The following is a 23065-nucleotide window of genomic DNA, read 5'->3' on the forward strand; positions in this document are numbered from 1 at the left end:
ACCTGCTGGCCCTGTCCGGCCTGCAGTCGGTGGACCATGAGGTGCACGAAGCGTCGGCACTCGACGGTGCGCTGTGGTGGAACAAGCTCCGGTACGTGGTGTTCCCGTACTTGAAGGGCCCGCTGGCTCTGGCCTTCCTGATCGGGATGCTGCACCACATCAACAACTTCACCCTCCCGTTCGTGCTGTTCGGCGTCCCTGCGCCGGCCGACGTCGAAGTCCTCCCCATCCTGACCTACGTCACCAGCTTCCAGAGCTTCCGCTTTGGACTCAGCGCCGCAATGGCCTTCATTTCCCTGGTGCTGATCGCCATTCCGCTGTTCGTCTACCTCCGTGCCGTCAAGCTTGACGACGCCGAAACACCAGGAGCGAAGAAATGAGCACCACGACAGCCACCCGGCGGAGTGCGTCAACCGTTGATGTTGACCGTCCGGGCTCGCACCGCCAACATGAGGTGCTCCGGCTCCTTCCGGGCCCCCTGCTGGTCATCATCCTGGTATTCCTCGGCGCACTTGTCCTGATCCCTGTGCTGTACATCTTCCTGGCTTCGGTGAACTCGGACATCGGGGTGGCCAATGGCGAGTTCTGGCCGTCCTCAGTCACATTCGATAACTACTCGAAGATTTGGACCAGCGTTGGCCTGGCCACCGGCCTCACCAACAGCGTCCTGGTGGCGGGAGCAACCGCGGTGGTCTCCGCAGCGATGTCCATCTCCACTGCGTTCGTCCTGGTCCGCTACAGCTTCCGCGGCAGGCTGACCATCCTCCGCGGGCTGCTGGCACTGCAGTCGGTGCCCGGAACCCTCATGGTGCTGCCGGTCTTCGTCCTGTTTTCCTCGGCGGCAACCTACCTCGGCATACAGGTGATCGGAACCCAGTGGGGCCTGTTCGTGACCTACCTCACCTTCGCCATGCCGTTCTCCACCTGGGTGATGGTCACCTACCTTCGCGGGCTTCCCAAGGAACTTGAAGAAGCAGCACGGATCGACGGCGCGTCCCACCTTGGCGTCCTGTTCCGGATCATCCTTCCGCTGAGCTGGCCCGGCATCGTGGTTTCGGGCATCTTCGCCTTCCTGCTGGGCTGGAATGACGTGTTGTTCGCCTCGGTGATGACCCGCCCGGAAAGCCAGACGGCCGCCGTCGCACTCCAAATCTTTGGTGCTTCGCAGGAAGGCGGCGCCATTCCGTTCTACGGCCAGATGATGGCGGCGGCATTGGTTTGCGCCGCTCCTGTGGTCATTCTTTACCTGATTTTCCAGCGTTACCTAGTAGGCGGGCTCACCGCCGGAGGAGTTAAATAACCATGGTTTCGACCACCCAGGTCACGTGGCAGCTGTCAGGCTTCGGCGACGAGATCGACGACGACCCAGCGGTCCAGATAGCAGTGCTGCAGGCCCTCGGCGCCAACCACATTGAAGTCCGCAGCGCCTGGGGCACCAACATCGTGGACCTGAGCAATGAACAGCTCCAGTCCCTGGCATCCCTGCTGGCGGAGAAGGGCATGAAGGTCTCCGCCGTCGCTTCCCCCATTGGCAAGGTGGACGTCAGCCTGCCGGTGGAGCACGAAGTGGAACGGCTGCGCCGGGCGGTCAACGCCGCCAAGGTCCTGGACGCCAGGTACATCCGCATCTTCTCCTTCTACTACGGCGAGTCCGTACAGGTGGAGTCCATCCGCGATGCCGTCATCGAACGCATGCGGGCGCTCGCCGATTTGGCTGAGGAAGCGGGCGTGATCCTGCTGCACGAGAACGAGAAAGACATTTTCGGCGACGTACCAGACCGCGTCCTGGACATCATCGAAACGGTCAACTCGCCCGCGCTGAAGGTGGCATGGGATGCCGCGAACTTCGTCCAGGTGGGGGTCAAGCCCTTCGATGAGGGATACGCCAAACTGCGTCCGCACCTTGAGTACCTGCAGGTCAAGGACGCACTGTTCGAAAACGGCCACGTGGTGCCGGCAGGTGAAGGCGACGGGGATGTGCTCCGCACCGTGGAGGCCCTGAAGGCAGACGGGTACCAGGGCTTCGCCTCCCTGGAGCCGCACCTCGCCGGTGCCCACGGACTGGGCGGTTTCTCCGGCCCCACCGCGTTCGGCATCGCAGCACGCGCCTTTGCAAAAGTCACCGCAGAAGCAGGAGTCCAGACCGCATGAGCACCCTTAACGTAGCCATCACCGGATGCGGCGTCATCGGGCGCACCCACGCCGTAGCCCTCGAGGCGTTTCCGGAAGCACGGATCGTGGCACTGGTGGATGCCATCCCGGCCGCCGCCGAGGCCCTGGCGGACTTTATCGAACAGCGCGGCGGCCAGAGGCCGGCGCTGTACAGCACGCAGGCGGAGGCCTTTGCGGCTGAGGACATCGATCTTGTGTCCCTGGCCACCCCCAGCGGCCTCCACATCCAGCAGGGCCTGGAAGTCCTGGCCGCCGGTAAGCACGTGGTGATCGAAAAGCCACTCGACGTTGACCTCACCCGGGCCCAGGAAATCGAAGCCGCAGCCAAGGAAGCGGCCAGCAAGGGGATTGTTGCCTCGGTGATCAGCCAGCACCGGTTTGACCAGTCAAGCGTCGCCGTTGCCGACGCTGTGGCCAAAGGACGTTTCGGGCGGCTGACGTCCGCCATCGCTTCCGTGGCTTGGTGGCGCAGCCAGGGGTACTACGACTCCGGCGACTGGCGCGGCACCTGGGCCATGGACGGCGGCGGTGCGCTGATGAACCAGGGCGTCCACACGGTGGACCTGCTGCTGTGGTTCATGGGACGCCCCGTTGAGATCCATGCGCACACCGCCAGGCTTGCGCACGAACGCATCGAGGTGGAAGACACCGCCGTTGCCACCATCACCTTCGAAAACGGCGGCCTGGCCGTCCTGCACGCCACCACCGCTGCCTACCCGGGGCTGACCGTACGCGTCCAGCTCATGGGGTCCGAGGGCTCGGCGGTGGTGGACAACGACCGGCTGCAGTACTTCCACAGCAAGGACGCGGGCGGCGAGTCCGCGGACATGGGCCTTCAGGGCGGGGGCAACCAGGCGGAACAGGAACTGGCCAAATACCCCGAGGAGGACTACAAGGCCGCGGACCCCACCGTGTATCCGGCCGGCCACGTCCGGCAGTACCGGGACATCCTGGGCGCCATCGCCGGTGGGCGGCAGGCCGGCGTCACCGTCAGCGACGCCGTCAACGCACTCGCCGCGGTGCGTTCCGTCTACGTTTCGGCCACGCTTGGCCAGCCCGTCCTCTTCGACGATGTCCTGGCCGGCAAGTACAACGACCTCGAAGTCCGCACCGGCGGCACTTCGGCAGAAAGCGCCTGAGCCATGAAGTTTTCAGTATTTACCGCATCAACCCCCGAATGGACCCCCGACGAAGCAGTGCAGCACCTGGCCCGGCAGGGCTGGGATGGCATTGAGTGGCGGATCACCGACCAGGCCGACGCTGCCGAGCCGGGCTTCTGGGCCGGCAACAAGGCCACCGTCCCGCTCACCGGCATGGAGGACCAGCTGGACCGGATTGCCGCCCTCACATCCGGCGCGGGCCTGGAATTCTCCGGCATCGGGGGATATGCACGGTGCGACAACCATGCGGACGTTGACCGGATGCTGGCCGCCACTGCCAGGCTCGGCGCCGGGCAGGTCCGGGTGACCACCCCTCCGTTGGGAACGGCCGTCTGGGGGAACGAACCGGCCAGCGGTACCCCGTACCCTGAGCTGTTTGCCGGTGCCCGCCGTGACTTCGAGTGGATCGCCGAACGGGCTGCCCACCACGGCGTGAAGGCACTCGTGGAACTGCACCACCGCACCATCACCGCTTCGGCCTCGTCCGCGCTGCGGCTGCTGGACGGACTCGATCCGCGGCACGTGGGAGTCATCCATGACCTCGGCAACCTGCTGATCGAAGGCCAGGAGGACTACCTCCCCGCGTTCCAGCTCCTGGGCGACTACCTGGCCCACGTGCACGTCAAAAACGCCGTCTGGGTCAACAGCGGCAATACCGACGACTCCGGTGCCGCCATCTTCCGGAACGAGTGGGCCCCGCTGCGTTCCGGCCAGGGCAGCGTGCTGGAGTACTTCAAGGCACTAGCGGCCCATGGCTATGACGGCTGGGTGACGGTGGAGGACTTCTCCACCGAACTCCCGCTGGCTGAACGGACGGCAGATAACCTTGACTACCTCCGCTCCGCGGCCGCGCTGGCGGGACTTTCCGTCCCCGCAGGGAGGCGATGACCCGTGGGAGCGCCGATTGCGGAACACCCCGACCGGCTGCTGCCGGCTGATCCCGGTGTCCGGAGCATCGCACGGTCACTGTTCACAACTGTGGAAGGGCTGCCCATCATCTCCCCGCACGGGCACGTGGACGCTGCGGTCATCGAGCAGAATACCCCTTTCCCGGACCCGGCTGCCCTGCTGGTCACCCCGGACCACTACGTCACCCGGCTGATCCACGCCGGCGGGGTGCCCATGGACCAGCTGGGGCTGGGCAGCCAACCCGCCGCGTCACGGGAGGTCTGGCGCCACTTCTGTGCCGCCTGGCCCACCTTTGAGGGAACGGCATCCGGTTACTGGATCCGGCAGGAGTTCGCCCACGTGTTCGGCCTGGCGGAGGAACCGTCCCGGGAGAACGCGGACCGGCTTTACGACGCCCTGCAGGCCAAGCTCTCTGAGCCGGGCTTCCGGCCGCGCGAGCTGTTCAAGGAATTCAACATCGAGGTGCTGGCCACCACGGATGATCCCCTGGACTCACTGGACAGCCACGCCGCGCTGCACGCGGACCCATCCTTTGCCGGGCGTGTCCTGCCCACCTTCCGCCCCGACCAGTACCTGAACATGGCGCACCCGGCCTGGCGGGACAGCGTGGACCGCCTGATCGCTTCGGCGGGGGATGGCGCTTCGGGTTACGCCGGGTACATCAAGGCGCTTGAGGCCCGGCGCAGGCATTTCGTGGAGCGGGGCGCCGTCTCGGCCGACCACGGCGTTTTCACTCCTGCCACCCTGAAGCTGGACGACGCCGAGGCGGAGCGGCTTTTGAGCGCGGGCGCAACGGCCAGGCGGATGCAGCTGACAGGGAAGCCTTCGAAGCGCACATGATCTACCAGATGGCGCGGATGTCCGTGGAGGACGGCCTGGTGATGACCGTCCACCCCGGATCCTTCCGCAACCACCATGCCCCCACGTTCGAGGCGTTCGGGGCGGATACCGGCCACGATATTCCTGTGGCGGTCAACTACACCGAGGCCATCCGGCCCCTGCTGCAGGATTTCGGGACCGCCAAGGACTTCCACCTGGTCCTCTTCACGCTCGACGAGACGGTGTTCTCCCGGGAACTTGCCCCGTTGGCCGGGTTCTACCCGTCGGTGTACCTGGGAGCGCCGTGGTGGTTCCTGGATGCGCCGGACGCCATGCTCCGTTTCCGGTCTGCCGTGACGGAGACGGCGGGCTTCTCCCGGTCCTCCGGCTTCATCGATGACACCCGGGCCTTTTGCTCCATCCCGGCCCGCCATGACACGGCCCGGCGGATCGAAGCCTCCTTCCTGGCGCGGCTCGTGGCCGAGCACCGGGTCACCGAAGAGCGGGCGCACGAACTGATCGTGGACATCGTGGACGCCTCACCCCGCCGGGTGTTCAAGCTGTGAGTGCCCCCTTTACGTCCCCTCCGTCGGCCACGCCGCCCACTGCGGAGCTTCCGCGGCTGAACCGGACGCTCCGTCAGGTGCCCAAGGCGCCGGTCCGCATTGTCCACCTGGGGCTGGGCGCCTTCCACCGCTCGCACCAGGCCTGGTACACCCAACAGGCATCAGATTCCGCCGGCTGGGGGATCGCCGCCTTCACTGGCCGCCGGCCGGATGCGGCCCTTGCCCTGGCTGAACAGGATGGTCTCTACACGCTGGTGGAACGCGCAGACGAGGGCGACTCCTTTACTGTCATGGGCAGCATCGTGGAGGCCCTGGACGGTGCGGACATCGAGCGGCTTGCCGCCCTCGTGGCTGCACCGGAGACCGCCCTGGTAACGCTGACCATCACCGAGGCCGCCTACGGGTTGGGTGCGGACGGCAAGCTGGACACCAAGGCGCCCGACGTCGCCGCCGACCTTGCGCTGCTGGGTTCCGGCAGCGGACGGCCCACCACGCCGTTGGGACGGCTGGTGCTTGCGCTCGCCGCCCGCCGGGAAGCCGGTTCCGGGCCGATCGCGATTGTCTGCTGCGACAACCTGTCCAACAACGGCACGGTGGCACGGCAGGCAGTGGCGGGGTTTGCCGGGGCCTGGGATTCCGAATTCGCCGCGTGGGTCACGGGCAATGTCAGCTTCGTGAGCACATCCGTGGACCGGATCACGCCCAGGACCACGGAAGGGGACCTCGCCGTCGTCCGGGAAGCCTGCGGTTACGTGGACAATTCCCCGGTGGTGGCTGAACCCTTTTCAAGCTGGGTGCTCAGCGGGGACTTCCCCGCGGGCCGCCCGCGATGGGAGGACGCAGGTGCCCTGTTCGTCCAGGACATCGAACCCTACGAGAACCGGAAACTGTGGCTGCTGAACGGCGCACACTCACTGCTGGCTTATGCGGGCCAGTTGCGGGGCCATGCGACCGTCGCGGAGGCATTGGCCGACCCCTGGTGCAGGCGGGCAGTGGAGGCTTTCTGGGACGAAGCAGAAACGAACCTTGCCGGCCCCGCCGACCTGCGGATACCCGAGTACCGGCAGGCTCTCCTGGCCCGTTTCAGCAACGCGAGGATCGCCCATAACCTGGCCCAGATTGCCATGGACGGCAGTACCAAACTTCGGATGCGCGCTGTCCCGGTGCTGCAGGCTGAACGCGCCGCCGGACGGTCCGGTGCCGCGGCGGCGCTGATGATTGCCGCATGGATGGACTACAGTGCCAGCGCGTCCCCGTTCCACGACCCTCTGGAGCAGGCCGTGACAGCCGCCAACCGGCTGCCAGGCACTGAGCGAATCAAGGCGCTGCTGGCAGTTGTCGACCCTGCCTTGGCAGGGGATGCCGGTGTGGTGGGACTGGTGGAAAGCCTGTGCGGCACCGCTGCCGGGCGTTCCGCTTCCGAATAATCATGAGTCAGATCTGCCCGGCACGTGCGCGTGCCGGGCAGTTTTTGTGTGAAACGAAATTATGGCAATTTTTGGCAACCGGTTGCCACTGGGTTTGCCGTTTCGTTAGTATTACTGCCGGAGCAACACCCGGCGCGCCCATGCGGCCCGCACTTCTTCTCTTGGCCACCACCGCAATGACGCGTTAGGACTCTCAGAATGAACAGGCTGACCAAGCTCAGCATCCTCGGCTATGGCGCGGGGGATCTTGCCAACAATCTTGCATTCACCCTCTCCACCACCTACCTCCTGCTGTACTACACGGACGTCGCCGGTATCTCAGCGGCGGCAGCAGGCACCCTCTTCCTCCTGGTGCGCGTCTTTGATGCTTTTGCGGACATCTTCGCGGGCCGGATCGTTGACCGCACCTTCCACAGGAAGCTGGGCAAGTTCCGCCCCTTCATCCTCTTCGGTGGCCTTCCCCTGCTGATCATGAGTGCCCTGACCTTCTCCGTCCCGGCGGACTGGAGCCATGACGGCAAGCTTGCGTATGCCTACCTGACCTACGCCGGCCTGGGCCTGGCATACTCCATGGTCAATATCCCGTACGGCTCGCTGGCCGGCGCCATGACGCAGCAGCCGGCGGAGCGTGCCAAACTGGGCGCTGCCCGCTCCTGCGGTTCACTCGTTGTGGGTTCCGGCCTGCTGTTCTTCATCACGCCGCTCACCAAACAGGGTGCCGCGCAGCTGCAGCCACTCTTCACCACGCTGACCATTGCCTTCGTGGTGGTGGGCTTGGCGCTCTACCTGCTGACCGTCTTCACTACCCGGGAAGTGGTCCACCGCGAGGTTCCCAAGGTGACCTTCAAGCAGTCCCTGGCCACCCTGAAGGGCAACCGTCCACTGCTCATGCTCTGCATTTCATCCCTGCTGATGCTTACCGCCAGCACGGGGCTGTCCACCATCCAGGTCTACTACCTGCGGGACGTGCTGCAGAATGTCAGCCTTGCCCAGCCCATGGCCGTCATCAACGTGGTCCTGGCCGTGGTGGTCATCGTGCTCACGCCGGCCATGGTCCGGCGCTGGGGGAAGAAGGCCCTGTACCTGGCAGCCGGAGGCCTGGTGGTGCTCGGTTCGCTGTTGGTCATGCTGGCCCCGCACTCGTTGACCTACCTGGCCTTCACCGGGCTCGTCATCAGCCTCCTGGGCGTGCAGATGATGAACATCGTGGTGTGGGCACTGGAGGCGGACACTGTGGAGTACGGCGAAGCACGTACGGGTGTCCGAACCGAAGGCATCATGTACTCCCTCTTCTCCTTCACCCGGAAGATGGGCCAGGCGCTGGGCGGAGCCGTCATGGCCTACGCCATTGCCAGCGCCGGCTACGTCCGGTCGGACAGCGGCCAAAGCGAGGCCACCATCCAAGGGCTGCAGCTTGCCGCAGGACTGGTGCCCCTGGTCCTCTGTGGGCTGGGCATGGCCATCATGAAGTTCTACAGGCTCACTGACACTGCCCACGCGGAAATCGTCGCCGAGATCAAAGCCCGCCAGGCTGTAGCCGCCGCCGGTACAAGCCGGCAGGCCGCCACCCACGCGGAACTCCACTGACCACCGAAAACACTCCTTCCCGCCACAACGCCCCCTCCGACCGACCGTCTCCGAAAGGACCAGCTGTGAAAATCATTGCCGCGGAAGTGTTCGTTACCAGCCCCACCCGAAACTTCGTGACCCTCCGGATCACCACGGACGAGGGCGTGACGGGCATTGGTGATGCCACCCTGAACGGCCGCGAGCTGGCTGTGGCCGCCTACCTGAAGGAACATGTGGCGCAGTTGCTCATTGGCAAGGATCCGCACCGGATTGAGGATACGTGGCAGTTCCTGTACCGGAGTGCGTATTGGCGGCGGGGTCCGGTGACGATGGCGGCGATCGCTGCGGTGGATATGGCGTTGTGGGATATCAAGGGCAAGGTGGCCGGGTTGCCGGTGTACCAGTTGCTCGGTGGTGCGTCGCGGAACGGGTTGCGGGCGTATGGGCATGCTTCGGGTGCGGATATTGAGTCGTTGTTTGATTCGGTGCGGGAGCATCTGGAGTTGGGGTACAGGTCGATCCGGATCCAGACGGCGATCCCGGGGATCAAGGCCGTGTATGGCGTTGCGGCGCAGGCGCAGGCTTCGGGGGAGCGGTATGACTATGAGCCGGCCGGGCGGGGTGCGTTCCCGCAGGAGGAGGACTGGGATACCCGGGCGTACCTGCGGCACCTGCCCACGGTGTTTGAGGCGGTCCGGAACGAGTTCGGCCCGGAGATCCCGTTGCTGCATGACGGGCATCACCGGATGACGCCGATCCAGGCGGCGAAGCTGGGCAAGGCGCTGGAGCCGTATGACTTGTTCTGGCTGGAGGACTGCACGCCGGCGGAGAACCAGGAGGGGCTGCGCCTGGTGCGGCAGCACACCACCACGCCGTTGGCGATCGGGGAGATCTTCAATACGGTGTTTGACTTCCAGACGCTGATCAAGGAGCAGTTGATTGATTATGTGCGGGCGGCGTCCACGCATTTCGGTGGGATCAGTCCGTTGAAGAAGGTGATGGATTTCGCGGCGCAGTACCAGATCAAGTCCGGTTTCCACGGTCCGACCGATATTTCCCCGGTGGGCTTCGCGGCGCAGCTGCACGTGGGGTTGGCGATCCATAACTACGGGATCCAGGAGTACATGCAGCACTCGGCCAAGACCAACGAGGTCTTCGAGCAGTCCATGACGTTCGTGGACGGGTACCTGCACCCGGGCGACAAACCGGGCATCGGCGTCGAATTCAACGAAGAAGCCGCCGCGGCCTACCCCTACCAGCAGGCCTACCTGCCCTACAACCGCCTCGTCGACGGCACCGTCCACGACTGGTGAGACCGCCACGACTGGCAAGGACCAAACAATGATCAAACATCGCATTATCGTCATGGGCGTCTCCGGCTGCGGCAAGACCACCATCGGTGACCTCGTCGCCCGCGAACTGGGCGTCCCGTTCGTTGACGGCGATTCCCTCCACCCCGTGGAGAACGTCGCGAAAATGGCTGCGGGCACACCGCTGACGGACGAGGACCGCTGGCCATGGCTCGCAACGGTGGGCAGCAAGCTGGCGGCTGCGGGCGACGGTGGGCTGGTCCTGGCGTGTTCTGCCCTGCGCCGAAGCTACCGGGACGCCATCCGGGAACAGGCCCCGGACACCGTCTTCCTGCACCTGGACGGCAGTAAGGAGGTTCTGAAGGCGCGGACCGAGGGACGGACCGGGCACTTCATGCCTCCCGCGCTGCTGGAATCCCAACTCGCCACACTGGAACCTCTGCAGGAAGACGAGCGCGGCGTGGTGGTTGACATCGCCGCACCCGTTCAGGACGTGGTGGCGGAGGCACTCAAGGGGATTGCCGCCGTCGTACCTCCTGCCAAGGGGGCCGCGGGCACCAGGCCGCGCCAGTTCGACGTCGACCTTGCGGCAGCGCCATTCATGCTCGACGCCGGCGCGATCGCCTGGGTGGAAGGCACCATTGGTGCCATGACGCTCGAGGAAAAGATCGGGCAGCTGTTCATCAACCACAACAACGACTACTCGCCCGGATACCTCGACGGGGTGCTGGAAAACTACCACGTGGGCGGCATGCGGTACCGGCCCGGCCCGTCCGCCGCCGTCCAGGAACATATCCGCTACGCGCAGTCCAAGTCCCGGATTCCCTTGCTGATTGCCTCCAACCCGGAGATGGGCGGGGCCGGCAGCTGCGACGACGGCACGTTCGTATCCACGCACCTGCAGGCAGGCTCGCACCCGGACAGGAACATCGCCCGGCAGATGGGGCAGGTGGCAGGCGTGGAGACGGCTGCCCTGGGCTGCAATTGGGCCTTCGCGCCGATCGTGGACATCCACTACAACTGGCGGAACACCGTCATTTCCACACGGTCCTTCGGCAATACCCCGGAGGTGGTGGTGGAGCGCGCCAAGGAGTACTTCGACGGCATCAGCGAATCACCCACTGCCTGCGCCATGAAGCACTTCCCGGGCGACGGCATCGACGAGCGGGACCAGCATGTGGTCACGTCCTACAACACCCTCGGGTACGAGGAATGGAACCGGACCTACGGGCACGTGTACCGGGAGATGATTGCGCACGGCGTGCAGTCCATCATGGTGGGCCATATTGGGGCGCCGGAGGTCTCGCGGCATTTCCGGCCGGGTCTTCCTGATGCCGGGATCCTGCCGGCCACGTTGTCCCCGGAACTGCTGCAGGACCTGCTGCGCGGCGAACTGGGCTTCAATGGCCTGGTCCTCACCGACGCCTCGCAGATGGTGGGCCTGACGCAGGCAATGAAGCGGAAGGACCTGGTTCCGGCAACGATTGCGGCCGGCTGCGACATGTTCCTGTTCTTCCGAAACCCCGCCGAGGACTTCCAGTACATGCTGGACGGATACAAGTCCGGGGTCATCACCGAGCAGCGGCTGCACGACGCCCTGCGGCGGATCCTCGGACTGAAGGCATCCTTGGGGCTGCACCTGAAATCCGCTGACCAGTTGGTGCCGCCGGCCGAGGCGCTGGCCGTGATCGGCAGTCAGCCGCACCGGGCGATTGCGGCCGAGATCGCCGACAAGACCGTCACACTGGTCAAGGACACGGCAGGGAACCTGCCCATCACCCCCGGGACTCATCCGCGGATCCGGTTGTACGGCATTTCCGGCGGCGCCGACTTCACGCGGGCAGATCCGCTGGCCTACCTGGACGTGGTGAAGGAGGAACTGGAGGCCGCCGGCTTCGAAGTGTTCTTGTACCGGACGGCTGAACAGCGCGAGGCGGCGGGGGAGACCGGGGTGAACTTCATGTCCGTCATCTCCGAGGAAGCCACCGGGGACTACGCGGAAAAGTACGACGCCGCATTTGTCTTTGCCAACGTCAAGGGCTTCGCCCAGGAGGCCGCCATCCGGATCAAGTGGTCCTCGCCGATGGCAGCCGAGATCCCGTGGTACGTCACGGAGGTGCCCACGGTGTTCGTGTCCCTCAACCAGCCGAACCACCTGATTGACGTGCCCATGGTGAAGACGGCAATCCACGCGCATGCCGGGACTCGGGAAGCCATCCGTGCCGCGGTAGAGAAGATCCAGGGCAAGTCCGCGTTCCAGGGAACGTTCAACGAGAACGTATTTTGCGGGTCGTTCGACACCCGGCTTTGAGCAGGTACTGAAGAAGGAGGCGCCGCAACAGCGGTGGCGCCTCCTTCATGCCCGGAAGGTCAGGCCTGGGTTCCGGGACACCGCCACGTTCTTCGGCGCACTGCCTGATGACTTCGTGATGGGTGGTTGCCAGGCAGTTGCCTGAATGGGACGTCAGTCGTTGCAGGGCGGCCGCAAGGGGGCCTTGGACTCTGTGGCGCCCAGATGATGGTTTGTAGGCTGCAAGGCATCGCGGAACCACCTCAACCAAAGGGAGGCGTGCCATGAGCAGCACGGCGTCGAATGTCCTGGCCTTCATTTGGCCGAAGACAGGCACGAATCATTCATCCACCCCTTCCCGTCGCCGGCTTTCCGGATTCCTTGGTGCTGCGGCCGCTGCCGGGTTTCTCACGCACGCCCTCGTGCCGCGTGCCCTGGGGACATGGGGAACCACGGAGCCCGAAAGAACAATGCCCCTTCCCGGGGACGAATTGATTCCCGATCCCGAGGACATCCAGACCATGGCGGTCACTGTCTCCGCCCGTCCCGACCAGGTGTGGCCCTGGATAGTGCAAATGGGTGTGGACCGGGCGGGGCTGTATTCCTACACGGCGGTGGAGAACGGATTGCTGCACCTGGGTGTCACGAACGCGGACCGCATTCATCCGGAGTGGCAGGACCTGCAGGTGGGGGACATCATCGCCTTCACGCCGGAAGGTTACCCGGGCGGCCGGCGCGGGCCGCGCGTGGTGGAGCTGGAGGAGGGCCGCCACCTTGTTCTGGACTCAAGCCCTGGCGCCCCGCCCGAAAAGGTGACAGGAACCTGGCAGTTCGTCCTCCACGATGCCGGGGCTGCCGGTACCAGGCTGCTGCTTAGGACGCGCACGGGCCCGGGACGCCCTGCCGGGCTTCGTGTGACGGACTTCCTTCTTCGGCCCGGCTACCTGGTCATGGACCGCGCCATGCTCCTGGGCATCAAAAAGCGCGTCGAGACGGAAGCGCAGGGGCGTCCGCCGTTGCCGACCCCGCAGTGACGCCGTCCTGGACGCGGGCGACTATATGGGCTCGGCGTAGTGTGAAGCAGTGGACTTTTCCTGTGTGATTGCCGAAGGTGTTGTGCTCCGTCCCGTCCGGGCGTCGGACGCAGAGGCGCTGGCAGCGGCGTTTCAGGAGAACCGGTCATATCTCGCCCCGTGGGAGCCTGTCCGGCCCGAGGAGTTCTACACCGTCCAGGGCCAGCGGGACGTGGTTGAGCGGCGGCTTGTTGAACTCGATTCGGGCACGGCACTTCCCATGGTGCTGGCACAACATGACGGTATCGTCGGGCTGCTGACCCTCAGCTCAATCGTGCGTGGCGCATTCCAGAACGCGCACGTTGGTTACTGGATTTCCCGCACAGCCCAAGGGAAAGGGCTTATGACGGCGGCAGTAGCGGCGGCCGTCAATATTTCACAGGCTGCATTGGGACTTCACCGACTCGAGGCAGCAACCCTGGTGCACAACACGGCGTCGCAAAGAGTGCTGGAAAAGAATGGCTTCGTGGCCTACGGCACGGCCCCCGACTACCTCCGGATAGCCGGCAGGTGGCAGGACCACCGGATGTATCAGCGGATTCTCTAATCCTGCGGAGACCGGCAGTGACGCCAATGCTCCCGGCAGCATCCGTGGCTGGCCAGCATGTGCGGCTTCGCGGCAGGACACAGGGGAGGGTTTTCGATGCACCATCGCCGCGTGCGAAGATGTCGCCGGACTCCCGGCTGAACAGGACGGGACGAATTCGATGCCTGGAGGACACTATGCGCGCGATTGTCATGAACAGCATTGCCGGGCCGCTGGCGGTTCACGAGGTCGACGCCCCGGAGGCGCCTGCCGGCGGTGTGGTGATCACCGTCGTGGCCACCGGATTATGCCGCAGTGACTGGCACGCATGGGTAGGCCACGACGACATCGCTCTGCCGCACGTTCCAGGCCATGAGTTCGCCGGCGTTGTGGCCGTGGTTGGTTCGGGTGTGACCAGATGGACGGTTGGCGACCGCGTGACCGCACCCTTTGTGGAAGGCTGCGGCGCCTGCGAATGGTGCCTCGGCGGCAACGCGCAGGTCTGCCCGGAGCAGCAGCAGCCAGGCTTCACCCATTGGGGTTCCTTTGCCGAGCAAGTTGTGATCCATGCGGCCGACACCAACCTCGTGGCAATTCCCGAAGGGGTCAGCTTCGAAGCAGCGGCCAGCCTGGGATGCCGCTTCGCCACTGCCTACCGGGCGCTCACGGGCCGGGCCCGGCTTGCGGCCGATGAATGGGTGACCATCGTCGGGGCAGGCGGTGTGGGGCTCAGCGCCGTCATGGTTGCGAAGGCGCTCGGCGGAAAGGTTGTGGCTGTCGACCGGAACCCCGCCGCCCTGGAGGTGGCCGCTTCCCTCGGCGCAGACCACGTATTGGTCGCGGACGGCTCGGACATCCCCGCACAGGTGCATGCGATCACGGGAGGATCCCAGGTCTCCATTGATGCTGTCGGTAGTGAGCAGACGTGCGCCGACGCGCTCCTGAGCCTTCGTCGCCGTGGACGGCACGTCCAGATCGGCCTCCTCCCGCCCATAGAGGGTCACCCCCGCGTGCCTATGGCGCGCGTTATTGCCTGGGAACTGGATGTGTTCGGAAGCCACGGGATGGCTGCGGCCGACTACCCGCAGATGCTCGCCCTCATCGAGTCGGGGTCACTGGAACCGCAGAAGCTCATCGAACGCGTTATCGGGCTGACCGAGGCCGCTGACATGCTCCCGCAGTTCGACACTGTTAAGGTCGCGGGCATGACGATGATCGATCCCGCGCGCTGACGCTTTGGCCGCTGAGGACATATGGCCCGGGGAAAGCAAAAGGCCCTGGTTTCCTTGATGTACAAGGGAGCCCAGGGCCTTTTCCTATATGGCGGTGACGGTGGGATTTGAACCCACGTTGGCTTTTACACCAAACAACATTTCGAGTGTTGCACCTTCGGCCGCTCGGACACGTCACCAACCTCAATAGGGTACCGGAGCATGGCCTGCATCCCCAAAACGGACGCACAGTGGGTGCCTATTGCGGGTTTCATCCAACCCAGCGCTGCCTGGGGGATGGGCGTTGGAGCAGGATCATAATTGTCGGACCCCCTTGCCATGATGGGTTTATGGGGAAGGCGGCGGTGGTGAGGGCGTTCGAGGAGATCCGCGCTGCCCTTGCTGTGCTTCAGGCTGAGGTGGATGGGGCGGGTCTGGAGGCGTTCTCGGATGCTGATTCGTTTTCTGATCCGTTGCGCGGTTTGGCGGATGGGTGCCTGGACATCCTCGCCGGGGCCCGGGAGGTCGAGGCGCGGGTTGCGGGGGTGAAGGCGAAGGCTGCGGTGGCGTATGCGGAGGCTGCGCATGCTGTGGCGGGGCCGGACGTGCCAATGGTGGCGCAGGAAATGGCGGTCGCGGCGGAGATCGGGTGCGTGCTGGCCCTGGGTCCGCGGGCGGCGGCGTCGTTCCTGGCCACCTCCCACGCCCTGACTGTTTCATTGCCGCGGACTTTGGAGGCGCTGCAGTCCGGGACCCTGTCGTGGCAGCACGCGCTGGTGATGGCCGACGAAACGGCGTCCCTTGATGCGGCGGGGGCGGCGGCGTTGGAGGCGCATTTCCTGCCACCCGATACGCCGGACCCGGACGCCCTTCCCCCGGCCAGGGGGTGCCCGGTTGGGGAACTGCCGGCGCACCGGTTCCGGGTCAAGGCCCGGACCTGGCGGGAACGCCACCACGCCGAATCGATCGAGAAGCGGCATGCCAGGGGTGTGGCGGAGCGGCGGGTGGAGTTCCGGCCGGACCGGGACGGGATGGCGTGGCTGGGCGCGTACCTGCCCGCGGATCAGGCCCAGGCTGGGTGGAACCGGCTCACCGCTGCCGCACGGGGCCTGCAGGGCCCGGCCGAGGACAGGACCATGCCCCAGTTGCGGGCCGACAATTTCACCGCAGCGATCCTCGGCAGCGGCGACACCCGGGGCGGCAGCACCAGCGGCAGCGGGACCAGCGCCGCATCGGGAACTGGCCACCAGCCGCCATCGGTCCGCGCCGAGGTCCTGGTTACGGTTCCGGTGTTCGCGCTGATGGGCCTGACCGATGAACCGGCGATGCTGGACGGGTATGGTCCGGTGCCGGCGTCGATGGCGCGGCGACTGGTCGCGGACGGGGCGGCCTCGTTCTACCGGGTGTTGGTGGATCCCCGGGACGGGGCGCCGTTGGAGATCGGCCGGAAGAGTTACCGGGTTCCCAGGGCCATGCGGGCCTGGCTGCGGATGCGGGACGGGAAATGCCCGTTCCCGGGCTGCAGCAACACCTCCCTGGACACGGAGGCCGACCATCTCCTCGCCTGGCACCACGGCGGCACCACCGGAATCAGCAACCTGGGACAGCCCTGCCCGAAACACCACAGGCTCCGGCACACCACCGGCTGGAAACCCACCCCGGCCAGCACGAACGAACCACCCGGCTGGACCTCACCCACAGGCCGCCACTACACAAGCGAACACCAGGACTGGGAACCACCAAAGTGGCCACCCGGGTTCCTGCCCGGCGAACGAAGCCTCCTCGAAGAGGCACTGCTTAAACACCTCGGCGTCTAAGCCGAAGCTGCTGCACTGCCGCGTCTTCAGTCCGGTCCGCCCGCACAAGTTGCGGCAGGTCCACGTCCCGGCGCCACCCTCCGCACCCGCCCCGCCTTGATGCCGGCACGGACGCCGCCGCGCGGCACCAAACCCCGCCATCCGCCGTCGGACTTTCCCCGCCACCGCGCGTCCGGTTAGATTCATCAGCAAGATGACAAATTCACAGACTCCGATCCACGCAACCGCTTACTGGACCACCGCCAAGGAACACGGCGAGCTCAGGGCCGAAGAAGTGCCCGCGCCGGGGCCGGGCGAAGCTTTGGTGCGTGCCCTGTACTCCGGCATCAGCAAGGGCACCGAAATGGTGGTCCACGCCGGGGCCGTGCCGCCACGTGTCGCGGAAGAGATGCGTGCCCCACGCCAGGAGGGAACGTTTCCAGGGCCGGTGAAATTCGGCTACCTCTCGGTGGGAGTCGTGGAGGAAGGTCCTGAGGAGTGGAAGGGCCGGCGCGTCTTTTGCCTGAATCCGCATCAGGACCTCTATGTGGTGCCGGTGACCTCTCTAACCAGGGTTCCCGACAGCGTTCCATCCCGCCGGGCGGTCCTCACCGGCACGGTGGAAACCGCAGTCAACGCCCTGTGGGAAGCCGGGCCTCGGCTGGGCGACCGGATTGCCGTTGTCGGAGCCGGCCTGGTGGGCGGCATGGTGGCTACGCTGCTGCGCACCTTCCCGTTGCAGCGCCTGCAGTTGGTGGACCTCGATCCGGGCAGGAAAAAGCTCGCGGACACCCTGGGCGTGGACTTCGCACACCCCGATGACGCCCTGGCGGACTGCGACATCGTGTTCCACTGCTCGGCCTCGCAGGAAGGCCTGGAGCGCAGCCTGCAGCTCGCCGGCGATGAAGGCGAAATCATCGAAATGTCCTGGTATGCCAACCGTGAGGTCACTGTGCCGCTGGGGGAGGACTTCCACGCCCGGCGGCTGTCCATCAGGGCGAGCCAGGTGGGCATGGTGGCGCGTTCCCGGCGCCACAGGCGCACCAATGCGGACCGCCTGGACCTGGCCGTATCGCTGCTCAAGGACCCCGTCTTCGACGCGTTCCTGACGGGATCGTCCCGGTTCGAGGACCTTCCTGGCGTGGTCCAGAGCCTGGCGGACGGCAGCCTGGAAGCCCTGTGCCACGTCGTCGAATACCCTGCCGGCAGTCCCGCGCCCAGCCCAGCCACCCACACCCCCAAAGACTTGAGGTAACAATGTTCAGCCTGACCATCCGCCGCCACTTTATGATTGCCCACAGCCTTCCCCGTGAGGCTTTCGGCCCCGCCCAGGGCCTGCACGGTGCAACCTTCGTCGCCGAGGTGGCCTTCCGCCGTCGCGCCCTCAATGCCGACGCGATCGTCCTGGACATCGGCGCCGCCGGGACCATCATCGAGGAGGTGCTCGCCGGCCTGAACTACCGCAACCTGGACGAGCACCCGGACTTCGAGGGCAAGCTCAGCACCACGGAAGCCCTCGCCGAGTACATCGCCCGGAAGGTGGCCGCAGAGATCAAGGACAACGACGACGGCCGTGAACTCGCAGGACTGGAGGTCACCCTGCGCGAGAATCCTGACGCCTGGGCCACCTTTTCCCTGGACCTCACCGCGTAGCAATGCGTCCCATCCGGCTGCTGGTTCCCGGCAATATCCGCCACAGCTCAGGCGGCAACGTCTACAACGCGCGCCTGGTTGCGGGCCTGCAGGAACGGGGCGCGGAGGTGGAGGTGGTTGCCGTGGAGGGCAACTGGCCGGACGCCGGCGCCAAGGAACGACGCCGGCTGGGCACCCTCCTCGGAGCATGGGAACCTGAGGCACACCACGGGGACGCAGTGGCCATCGTGGACGGCCTGGTGGCGGTAGGTGCCCCGGATGAACTCGAATACGCCGCGAAGGCGGGCGGGGAAACATGGGTCCTGGTGCATATGCCCGTTGAGGAAAGCTCCGGGGCTGCAGCCCTGGAACGCGAAGCGAGAGCCCTCCGTGCGGCAACCGGCGTGATCTGCACCAGCACGTCGTCTGCATCCCTCCTCCTGGAAAGGGGCTTTCCCGGGTCACCGTTGTCCTTCCCGGCGTCAACCCCGCACCCCTGGCCCAGGGATCCAGGCCGCCACACGTGGCGGTCATCGCCGCGCTGCTGCCCAACAAGGACCAGCTGCTGTCCGTGCATGCCCTGGCCCGGATCCAGGACCTTGAGTGGACTGCGTCGTTCGTGGGCTCCGAGCAGGCGGACCCGGACTACGCACGGGAGGTCCGGGCTGCCATTACTGCCCACGGGCTCCAGCGGCGGGTGCAGCTCACCGGCGAGCTCATTGGCGAAGCCCTGGAGGCCGAATGGGCGCGGACGGACCTGACCCTGCTGGTGTCGCGGCTGGAGGCTTTCGGCATGGCCGTCACCGAATCCCTGGCCCACGGCATTCCTGTTCTGGTCCGTGCCGGGACCGGGGCGGTGGAGGCGCTTGGCATGGGCGGGCTGGGAACGGCCGACGGCGAACCCCGCCTTCCGGGGGCAGTGCTTACCCTTCCAGACGGCGGACAGGAGAGTCCCGGCCGCCTGGCCAATGCCCTGCGGGGTTGGCTGGTGGATGGAAAGACCCGGGAAAAATGGCGTTCAGCTGCGCTTGATGCGCGGACCAGGCTGCCGGGATGGAGCGAAACAGCGCAGGACGTGCTGGCCCTCCTGGAGGGACCCGGCGGACACGGGGAGCGGCAGGGCTAGAGGCTGCTCCGGTGGGCGGCGAAAAATTCGCGCAGCAGTAAAGCGCACTCTTCCCCGCGGACCCCGGGATACACCTCAACCCAGTGGTTCAGCCGGCGCTCGCGGAGGATATCGAATACCGATCCCGCAGCGCCGGCCTTCTCATCCCAGGCCCCGAACACAACCCGGGGAATCCTCGCCAGGACGATTGCGCCCGCACACATGGCGCAGGGTTCCAGGGTGACCACCAGTGTGCAGTCGGACAAGCGCCACCCGTCGCCCTGGCCGCCGCCGAGCCGTGCCCGTTCCTGCAGCCGTCCGGCCGCCTCCCTGATGGCCACCACCTCGGCGTGGGCTGTGGGGTCGCCCAGCTCCTCCCGCTGGTTGCGTCCCGAACCCAGAACGTCGCCGTCGGGCCCTATCACTACGGCGCCGATGGGCACGTCCTCCGTGTCGAGCGCACGGCGGGCCTCCGCCAGGGCAAGGCCCATCCAGGCCTCGTGTTTCTTTTCGGGCAAGGGCATGGCTCAATGATAGTTTCGGGGTTAGTCAGGTTACTTGCCGATGCCGGGAGGCACCATGGACACTCTTCGGGACCGATTGGGTATTTGGTTCAAACCGTATGCGGCGTTGATCCTCACCATCCTTGTGGGCGGTGTGGTCATCGTGTCCCTGGCGCTGCTTGGGGCAGAGGTCTACGACGATGTGGTGGACTCCGCTGGCCTGGCCAACCTGGACAAGCCTGCCCTTGCCTTTGCCGAAGGCCTCCGCAGCCCCGGCCTTGACTCCTTTGTCACCGGTTTCACCAACATCGGCGGCGGCATCGGGATGCCTATCCTGGCCAGCATCCTCACCGCGTGGTTGACCTTCCTGAGCCGGAACTGGCGTCCGCTGGTCCTGATCGGCGGTGCAGCGGCAGCGTCCGTCACCGCCACCACGTTCGGCAAGAAGCTGGTGGGCCGTACCCGGCCCGACCATGCGGACGCCGTCCCCCCTTACGAGGATTCGCCATCCTTCCCCAGCGGACACACCCTGAACACCACCGTGGTGATCAGTCTGGTGATCTACCTCATCTGCCTTCAGTTCCACACCATGCGGGTCCGGGTTACCGCCATCACCGCCGGCTCGATCTTCATCATCGCCATGGGCCTGAGCCGGGTCTTCCTGGGCCACCACTGGCTCACGGACGTTATGGCCGGCTGGATCCTGGGCCTGGCCTGGGTGGCAATCGTTATCCTGGCCCACCGGCTGTTCCACCTGGTCCGAAGGCGCGAGCACGCAGGGGCAGCGCCGTCGTTCGACCGTCCCATCGTCCGGGACGTGGTGGCCGACGAACTGCACGACGGCGAACACTCCGGACGCGGTAAGGGCAGCGCCGAGTGATAGTTTTGGGGGATGCGCACTCTCGTTGTTGACCACCCCCTGGTCGCCCACAAGCTCACTGTCCTGAGGGACAAGAACACGCCGTCGCCGGTCTTCCGCCAGCTGACGGAAGAGCTGGTGACCCTGCTGGCCTACGAAGCCACTCGGGAGGTCCGCACCGAGCCCGTCACCATCGAGACGCCCGTCAGCACCACCGTCGGCACCGCCTTCACCAAGCCCACCCCGCTGGTGGTTCCCATCCTGCGCGCCGGCCTGGGAATGCTGGAAGGCATGACCAAGCTGGTTCCCACCGCTGAAGTGGGTTTCCTGGGCATGGCCCGGGACGAGGAGACACTGGACATCATCACCTACGCGGAGCGCCTGCCGGAGGACCTCACCGGCCGCCAGGTTTTCGTCCTGGACCCCATGCTGGCCACGGGCGGAACCCTGCGCGAAGCCATCAAGTTCCTGTTCAAGCGCGGCGCTTCCGACGTCACCTGCATCTGCCTGCTGGCCGCCCCCGAGGGCCTGGCGCGGCTGGAGGAGGAACTGTCAGGGGCCAACGTGCACATCGTCCTGGCCTCCATCGACGAGAAGCTCAACGAGAAGTCCTACATTGTCCCCGGGCTGGGCGACGCCGGCGACCGCCTCTACGGCATCGCCGGGTAGCACTTCGGCCCTGTTTGAACGGGCTCTTTCCCAACGGGTGTCCCGCCGCTAGCCTGTGCGGATGGACTGGAAACTCGAGCTTGTCTTTGTCCCCGTATCCGACGTTGACCGTGCCAAGGACTTCTACGTCAACAAAGTGGGCTTTAACGCCGACTACGACGAGCGGCCGTCGGACTCCATCCGCTTTGTGCAGTTGACGCCGCCGGGCTCGGCCTGCTCCATCTGCATCGGCGAAGGACTCGTTGACGCCCCGCCCGGCACGGGCTCCAACCTGCAGATGGTGGTCGACGACATCAATGCGGCGCATGACCAGCTCAAGTGCAACGGCGTGGATGTCAGCGATGTGGATGTCCAGGACTGGGGCCACTTTGTGTACTTCGCCGATCCGGACGGAAACAAGTGGGCTGTCCAGTACATCCCGTGGCGGAACGCCGGGCAGGGCGCTGGCGGGAACACCGGACAGGACGCCGGACCGGGCGCTGGTTAACCAAAGCGGCGGGCCGCATCATGATGATGCAGCCCGCCGCTTTGGTGCAGTTCCCCCGGCATCGCTGCCGCCGGGGGAGGAGTGCCTAGTACCAGTTGTGGGCCAGGTGGAAGTTCAGGGCACCACAGGGCGACTGGTAGCTCTTCTTGATGTAGTCCAGGCCCCAGTTGATCTGCGTGCGGTAGTTGGTGAGGTAGTCCGCGCCGGCGCTTGCCATCTTCTCAGCGGGCAGGGACTGGACGATGCCGTATGCCCCGCTGCTGGAATTGGTGGCCGTGGTGGTCCAGTCGGACTCCTTGGTCCACAGCGTCTGCAGGCACTGCATCTGGTCCGGTCCCCAGCCAAACGCCCCCAGCTGGCTGGCGGCGTACGCCTGGGCGCCTGCAGGATCGTTAACCGCGACGGCGCGAGCCGGCTCAGGTGCGGGGGCGGGCTCAGGCGCCGGGGCAGGCGCTGCGGGTGCTGCCGGTGCCGCTGCGGGGGCCGGTTCCGCTGCCTGCGGTGCCACGCTGATGGCAGCGGGCGCGGGGCTTGCTGCCGGGTTGGAGCGGATCTCGCTCTTCTCGATGCTCATTTGAGCGTCGGACGCCGACGTGGAAGGGTTGGACGCGGTGGATGACACCGGAGTCATGCTGCTGGTGGTCTGTCCTGCCGCGCCTACCCCCACCAGCACCGCGCACGATGCTGCAAGGACGGCGGCGCGCTGGCCCAGGGTGGTCTTCTTGGCCTGCTGCGCGGCCCTGTGTTTAGCCTTGGCCTGCAGCAGGCGTGCTTCTGCCGTGTTTTTGGACATGATTGATCGCCTCTCACACCTGCGGAGTTAGCTGTCGGGTTCGGATGAGGGCATCCGGCCATACGGAAAGATCACGTACTGGCTTAACCCCAAGGGCATTCAATGCCCGGGACGGTGGGTCCCCCGCCTCTGCCGTAGCTCAATCGGAATCCGGGGAAGCGGCAGAGCTTGGCGTCGACCCGGGATATG

At 65.9% G+C, this 23065-nt stretch carries 21 protein-coding genes, 1 tRNA gene, 2 pseudogenes and 1 riboswitch; of the genes and pseudogenes, 20 read left to right on the plus strand and 4 right to left on the minus strand.

The window, feature by feature from the left end:
* Window positions 1–2: 2 nt before the first annotated feature.
* The 13 genes and pseudogenes from OUO20_RS00005 to OUO20_RS00065 form a co-directional block, all read left to right on the plus strand.
* Window positions 3–380 (plus strand): annotated as a pseudogene (locus OUO20_RS00005) (carbohydrate ABC transporter permease); the annotation flags it as partial.
* Window positions 377–1300: a carbohydrate ABC transporter permease gene (locus OUO20_RS00010; RefSeq protein WP_018772179.1), complete on the plus strand. Its 924-nt coding sequence runs from the start codon at window positions 377–379 to the stop codon at window positions 1298–1300. The pseudogene OUO20_RS00005 and the gene OUO20_RS00010, both read left to right, overlap by 4 nt.
* Before the next feature lie 2 nt (window positions 1301–1302).
* The gene (locus OUO20_RS00015) at window positions 1303–2151 is read left to right on the plus strand and encodes a sugar phosphate isomerase/epimerase family protein (protein ID WP_268002586.1); all 849 of its coding nucleotides are present in this window, start codon (window positions 1303–1305) and stop codon (window positions 2149–2151) included.
* Window positions 2148–3311 (plus strand): Gfo/Idh/MocA family protein, encoded by a 1164-nt coding sequence (locus OUO20_RS00020; RefSeq protein WP_134165124.1) that lies wholly within the window; start codon window positions 2148–2150, stop codon window positions 3309–3311. The genes OUO20_RS00015 and OUO20_RS00020 overlap by 4 nt, the downstream gene beginning before the upstream one ends.
* Window positions 3312–3314: 3 nt before the next feature.
* Window positions 3315–4220, plus strand: coding sequence for a sugar phosphate isomerase/epimerase family protein (locus tag OUO20_RS00025; protein ID WP_018772182.1), 906 nt, complete (start codon window positions 3315–3317; stop codon window positions 4218–4220).
* A gap of 3 nt (window positions 4221–4223) precedes the next feature.
* A pseudogene (uxaC, locus tag OUO20_RS00030) lies at window positions 4224–5626 on the plus strand (glucuronate isomerase).
* A 77-nt stretch (window positions 5627–5703) separates the two neighbouring features.
* Window positions 5704–7053, plus strand: coding sequence for a mannitol dehydrogenase family protein (locus OUO20_RS00035; RefSeq protein ID WP_268003484.1), 1350 nt, complete (start codon window positions 5704–5706; stop codon window positions 7051–7053).
* Window positions 7054–7251: 198 nt separating this feature from the next.
* Entirely contained in the window at window positions 7252–8640 is a 1389-nt protein-coding gene (uidB, locus tag OUO20_RS00040; protein ID WP_268002587.1) for a glucuronide transporter, read from the plus strand.
* Window positions 8641–8705: 65 nt separating this feature from the next.
* Window positions 8706–9935 carry a D-mannonate dehydratase ManD gene (gene manD / locus OUO20_RS00045; protein WP_268002478.1) on the plus strand — a complete coding sequence of 410 codons (1230 nt, stop codon included), beginning with the start codon at window positions 8706–8708 and terminating at the stop codon, window positions 9933–9935.
* A gap of 28 nt (window positions 9936–9963) precedes the next feature.
* Window positions 9964–12243: a gluconokinase, GntK/IdnK-type gene (locus tag OUO20_RS00050; protein WP_018772249.1), complete on the plus strand. Its 2280-nt coding sequence runs from the start codon at window positions 9964–9966 to the stop codon at window positions 12241–12243.
* A gap of 263 nt (window positions 12244–12506) precedes the next feature.
* Window positions 12507–13256 carry a hypothetical protein gene (locus OUO20_RS00055; RefSeq protein ID WP_268002588.1) on the plus strand — a complete coding sequence of 250 codons (750 nt, stop codon included), beginning with the start codon at window positions 12507–12509 and terminating at the stop codon, window positions 13254–13256.
* A gap of 49 nt (window positions 13257–13305) precedes the next feature.
* Window positions 13306–13842, plus strand: a complete 537-nt coding sequence (locus tag OUO20_RS00060; protein ID WP_056392116.1) for a GNAT family N-acetyltransferase — start codon at window positions 13306–13308, stop codon at window positions 13840–13842.
* Between the two features lie 176 nt (window positions 13843–14018).
* Window positions 14019–15053: a zinc-binding dehydrogenase gene (locus OUO20_RS00065; protein WP_134165858.1), complete on the plus strand. Its 1035-nt coding sequence runs from the start codon at window positions 14019–14021 to the stop codon at window positions 15051–15053.
* Window positions 15054–15142: 89 nt separating this feature from the next.
* Here OUO20_RS00065 and OUO20_RS00070 read toward each other — a convergent pair.
* Window positions 15143–15232: transfer RNA gene (locus tag OUO20_RS00070), tRNA-Ser, on the minus strand.
* Between the two features lie 150 nt (window positions 15233–15382).
* Between OUO20_RS00070 and OUO20_RS00075 the strand changes: the two genes are divergently transcribed.
* The 3 genes from OUO20_RS00075 (at window position 15383) to OUO20_RS00085 (ending at window position 18481) form a co-directional block, all read left to right on the plus strand.
* Window positions 15383–16849 carry an HNH endonuclease signature motif containing protein gene (locus tag OUO20_RS00075; RefSeq protein ID WP_268002589.1) on the plus strand — a complete coding sequence of 489 codons (1467 nt, stop codon included), beginning with the start codon at window positions 15383–15385 and terminating at the stop codon, window positions 16847–16849.
* Window positions 16850–17042: 193 nt separating this feature from the next.
* The gene (locus OUO20_RS00080; RefSeq protein WP_056389314.1) at window positions 17043–18083 is read left to right on the plus strand and encodes a zinc-dependent alcohol dehydrogenase; all 1041 of its coding nucleotides are present in this window, start codon (window positions 17043–17045) and stop codon (window positions 18081–18083) included.
* A gap of 2 nt (window positions 18084–18085) precedes the next feature.
* The gene (locus OUO20_RS00085) at window positions 18086–18481 is read left to right on the plus strand and encodes a 6-pyruvoyl trahydropterin synthase family protein (protein ID WP_018771245.1); all 396 of its coding nucleotides are present in this window, start codon (window positions 18086–18088) and stop codon (window positions 18479–18481) included.
* A gap of 47 nt (window positions 18482–18528) precedes the next feature.
* On the opposite strand, the gene OUO20_RS00090 is transcribed toward OUO20_RS00085, so the two are convergent.
* Window positions 18529–18792, minus strand: a complete 264-nt coding sequence (locus OUO20_RS00090; RefSeq protein WP_268003487.1) for a hypothetical protein — start codon at window positions 18790–18792, stop codon at window positions 18529–18531.
* A gap of 191 nt (window positions 18793–18983) precedes the next feature.
* Here OUO20_RS00090 and OUO20_RS00095 point away from each other — a divergent pair, with 191 nt between their 5' ends.
* The gene (locus OUO20_RS00095) at window positions 18984–19586 is read left to right on the plus strand and encodes a glycosyltransferase (RefSeq protein WP_326498061.1); all 603 of its coding nucleotides are present in this window, start codon (window positions 18984–18986) and stop codon (window positions 19584–19586) included.
* On the opposite strand, the gene tadA is transcribed toward OUO20_RS00095, so the two are convergent.
* On the minus strand, window positions 19583–20089 hold the full coding sequence (gene tadA / locus OUO20_RS00100) for a tRNA adenosine(34) deaminase TadA (RefSeq protein ID WP_144600265.1): 507 nt from the start codon (window positions 20087–20089) through the stop codon (window positions 19583–19585). The two genes, OUO20_RS00095 and tadA, sit on opposite strands and share 4 nt — an antisense overlap.
* Window positions 20090–20144: 55 nt before the next feature.
* On the opposite strand from tadA, the gene OUO20_RS00105 reads away from it, so the two are divergent.
* From OUO20_RS00105 to OUO20_RS00115, 3 genes are all read left to right on the plus strand, one after another.
* Window positions 20145–20948 (plus strand): phosphatase PAP2 family protein, encoded by an 804-nt coding sequence (locus tag OUO20_RS00105; protein ID WP_268002593.1) that lies wholly within the window; start codon window positions 20145–20147, stop codon window positions 20946–20948.
* 12 nt (window positions 20949–20960) lie between these two features.
* Window positions 20961–21596: a uracil phosphoribosyltransferase gene (gene upp, locus OUO20_RS00110; RefSeq protein WP_018771241.1), complete on the plus strand. Its 636-nt coding sequence runs from the start codon at window positions 20961–20963 to the stop codon at window positions 21594–21596.
* Window positions 21597–21657: 61 nt separating this feature from the next.
* Window positions 21658–22083 (plus strand): VOC family protein, encoded by a 426-nt coding sequence (locus OUO20_RS00115; protein ID WP_268002590.1) that lies wholly within the window; start codon window positions 21658–21660, stop codon window positions 22081–22083.
* An 85-nt stretch (window positions 22084–22168) separates the two neighbouring features.
* Here the strand turns inward: OUO20_RS00115 and OUO20_RS00120 are convergent, their stop codons facing one another.
* Window positions 22169–22876 carry a hypothetical protein gene (locus tag OUO20_RS00120; protein ID WP_268002591.1) on the minus strand — a complete coding sequence of 236 codons (708 nt, stop codon included), beginning with the start codon at window positions 22874–22876 and terminating at the stop codon, window positions 22169–22171.
* Between the two features lie 5 nt (window positions 22877–22881).
* A riboswitch (cyclic di-AMP (ydaO/yuaA leader) is annotated at window positions 22882–23042 on the minus strand.
* Window positions 23043–23065 lie beyond the last annotated feature (23 nt).

Origin of the sequence: Arthrobacter sp. FX8 (genome assembly GCF_026723805.1) — a bacterium.
GTDB lineage: Bacteria > Actinomycetota > Actinomycetes > Actinomycetales > Micrococcaceae > Arthrobacter.